At 53.0% G+C, this 3,345-nt stretch carries 1 protein-coding gene and 2 rRNA genes; all 3 read left to right on the top strand.

Translation table 11 applies throughout. From position 1 onward, the window contains the following. The coding region (locus tag AC3WVS_RS31145) for a hypothetical protein (RefSeq protein WP_492321723.1) at nt 1-196 on the top strand (196 nt) is incomplete at its 5' end. A gap of 36 nt (nt 197-232) precedes the next feature. After that, a 23S ribosomal RNA gene (locus AC3WVS_RS31150) occupies nt 233-3,113 on the top strand. 113 nt (nt 3,114-3,226) lie between these two features. After that, nucleotides 3,227-3,339 (top strand): 5S ribosomal RNA (gene rrf, locus AC3WVS_RS31155). Nucleotides 3,340-3,345: the final 6 nt, after the last annotated feature.

The raw sequence follows: 3,345 nt of genomic DNA on the forward strand, positions 1-3,345 counted from the left end.
CCATTTGGCATTGCCAAGCGATCGCAAGATCGGCTGTTCTTTAAAAATATGGGATGTAGTAAAGGTGTCGCGAAGCGTTGATGAGACGCTGCAGTACAAAACGCGATACCGGGTTGTGATTGTATCAACCAAAATGTATTTAAGTGATCGAAAGATGACTTGGAATACGGCACAAATGCGAGAACTCATCCTGTAGCGACTGTTTCGAGCAATCGAGACACACTCGTTATAGGGTCAAGCGAACAAGTGCATGTGGTGGATGCCTTGGCGATCACAGGCGATGAAGGACGCGGTAGCCTGCGAAAAGCTTCGGGGAGCTGGCAAACAAGCTTTGATCCGGAGATGTCCGAATGGGGAAACCCGGCCCGAATGGGTCATCCCACACTGAATTCATAGGTGTGGGAAGCGAACGCGGCGAACTGAAACATCTAAGTAGCTGCAGGAACAGAAATCAACCGAGATTCCCAAAGTAGTGGCGAACGAAATGGGAAGAGCCTTGTACTCTTTAGCAGTGGTGTTAGCAGAACGGGATGGAAAGCCCGGCCATAGCAGGTGATAGCCCTGTATGCGAAAACACGATTGTGGAACTAGGTGTACGACAAGTAGGGCGGGACACGTGAAATCCTGTCTGAAGATGGGGGGACCATCCTCCAAGGCTAAATACTCGTGATCGACCGATAGTGAACCAGTACCGTGAGGGAAAGGCGAAAAGAACCCCGGGAGGGGAGTGAAATAGATCCTGAAACCGCATGCATACAAACAGTCGGAGCCTGGAAACGGGTGACGGCGTACCTTTTGTATAATGGGTCAGCGACTTACATTCAGTGGCAAGCTTAACCGATTAGGGAAGGCGTAGCGAAAGCGAGTCCGAACAGGGCGTTGAGTCGCTGGGTGTAGACCCGAAACCAGATGATCTATCCATGGCCAGGTTGAAGGTGCGGTAACACGTACTGGAGGACCGAACCCACTAACGTTGAAAAGTTAGGGGATGAGCTGTGGATAGGGGTGAAAGGCTAAACAAATCTGGAAATAGCTGGTTCTCTCCGAAAACTATTTAGGTAGTGCCTCGTGTCTCACCTTCGGGGGTAGAGCACTGTCATGGTTGGGGGGTCTATTGCTGATTACCCCGCCATAGCAAACTCCGAATACCGAAGAGTGCAATCACGGGAGACAGACATCGGGTGCTAACGTCCGGTGTCAAGAGGGAAACAACCCAGACCGCCAGCTAAGGTCCCCAAATATAGCTAAGTGGGAAACGAAGTGGGAAGGCTAAAACAGTCAGGAGGTTGGCTTAGAAGCAGCCACCCTTTAAAGAAAGCGTAATAGCTCACTGATCGAGTCGTCCTGCGCGGAAGATGTAACGGGGCTAAGCTATATACCGAAGCTGCGGACGCACAGCAATGTGCGTGGTAGGAGAGCGTTCTGTAAGCCTGTGAAGGTGTCTTGTAAAGGATGCTGGAGGTATCAGAAGTGCGAATGCTGACATGAGTAGCGATAAAGGGGGTGAAAGGCCCCCTCGCCGTAAGCCCAAGGTTTCCTACGCAACGTTCATCGGCGTAGGGTGAGTCGGCCCCTAAGGCGAGGCAGAGATGCGTAGCTGATGGGAAGCAGGTTAATATTCCTGCACCGTCGTATGATGCGATGGGGGGACGGATCGCGGAAGGTTGTCCGGGTGTTGGAAGTCCCGGTCCCTGCATTGGAGAAGGCGCTCAGGCAAATCCGGGCGCGGGATTCAAGGATGTGGGGCGAGCGGCCTAGTGCTGCGAAGCAATTGGAAGTGGTTCCAAGAAAAGCCTCTAAGCTTCAGTCATACGAGACCGTACCGCAAACCGACACAGGTGGGCGAGATGAGTATTCTAAGGCGCTTGAGAGAACTCGGGAGAAGGAACTCGGCAAATTGGTACCGTAACTTCGGGATAAGGTACGCCCTGGTAGCTTGACTGGCCTGCGCCAGAAGGGTGAAGGGGTTGCAATAAAATGGTGGCTGCGACTGTTTAATAAAAACACAGCACTCTGCAAACACGAAAGTGGACGTATAGGGTGTGACGCCTGCCCGGTGCCGGAAGATTAAATGATGGGGTGCAAGCTCTTGATTGAAGTCCCGGTAAACGGCGGCCGTAACTATAACGGTCCTAAGGTAGCGAAATTCCTTGTCGGGTAAGTTCCGACCTGCACGAATGGCGTAACGATGGCCACACTGTCTCCTCCCGAGACTCAGCGAAGTTGAAGTGTTTGTGATGATGCAATCTCCCCGCGGCTAGACGGAAAGACCCCATGAACCTTTACTGTAGCTTTGCATTGGACTTTGAACCGATCTGTGTAGGATAGGTGGGAGGCTTTGAAGCGTGGACGCTAGTTCACGTGGAGCCGTCCTTGAAATACCACCCTGGTTTGTTTGAGGTTCTAACCTTGGCCCGTGAATCCGGGTCGGGGACAGTGCATGGTAGGCAGTTTGACTGGGGCGGTCTCCTCCCAAAGTGTAACGGAGGAGTTCGAAGGTACGCTTGGTACGGTCGGACATCGTACCTAAAGTGCAATGGCAAAAGCGTGCTTAACTGCGAGACCGACAAGTCGAGCAGGTGCGAAAGCAGGACATAGTGATCCGGTGGTTCTGAATGGAAGGGCCATCGCTCAACGGATAAAAGGTACTCTGGGGATAACAGGCTGATACCGCCCAAGAGTTCATATCGACGGCGGTGTTTGGCACCTCGATGTCGGCTCATCTCATCCTGGGGCTGTAGCCGGTCCCAAGGGTATGGCTGTTCGCCATTTAAAGAGGTACGTGAGCTGGGTTTAAAACGTCGTGAGACAGTTTGGTCCCTATCTGCCGTGGGCGTTGGAATCTTGACGGGGGCTGCTCCTAGTACGAGAGGACCGGAGTGGACGTACCGCTGGTGTACCTGTTGTCTCGCCAGAGGCATCGCAGGGTAGCTATGTACGGAAGAGATAACCGCTGAAAGCATCTAAGCGGGAAACTCGCCTGAAGATGAGGATTCCCTGGAGGCTTGACCTCCTTGAAGGGTCGTTCGAGACCAGGACGTTGATAGGCTGGGTGTGGAAGCGCAGTAATGCGTTAAGCTAACCAGTACTAATTGCCCGTAAGGCTTGATCCTATAACCAGTGTGTTTTGCCTGGTGAGTCGATCGCCTTGTGCCAGATACGCACAACCCCAACTACATCCCTATTCGCAGCGTTGACCTCAACCTCAGCGCTGCAACCCCTCATGCCTGGTGACCATAGCGAGCTGGAACCACCCCTTCCCATCCCGAACAGGTCCGTGAAACAGCTCCGCGCCGATGATAGTGCGGATTCCCGTGTGAAAGTAGGTCATCGCCAGGCTCTTAT

The sequence above is a fragment of the Cupriavidus sp. CPT47-8839-RL05A genome (genome assembly GCF_058792255.1).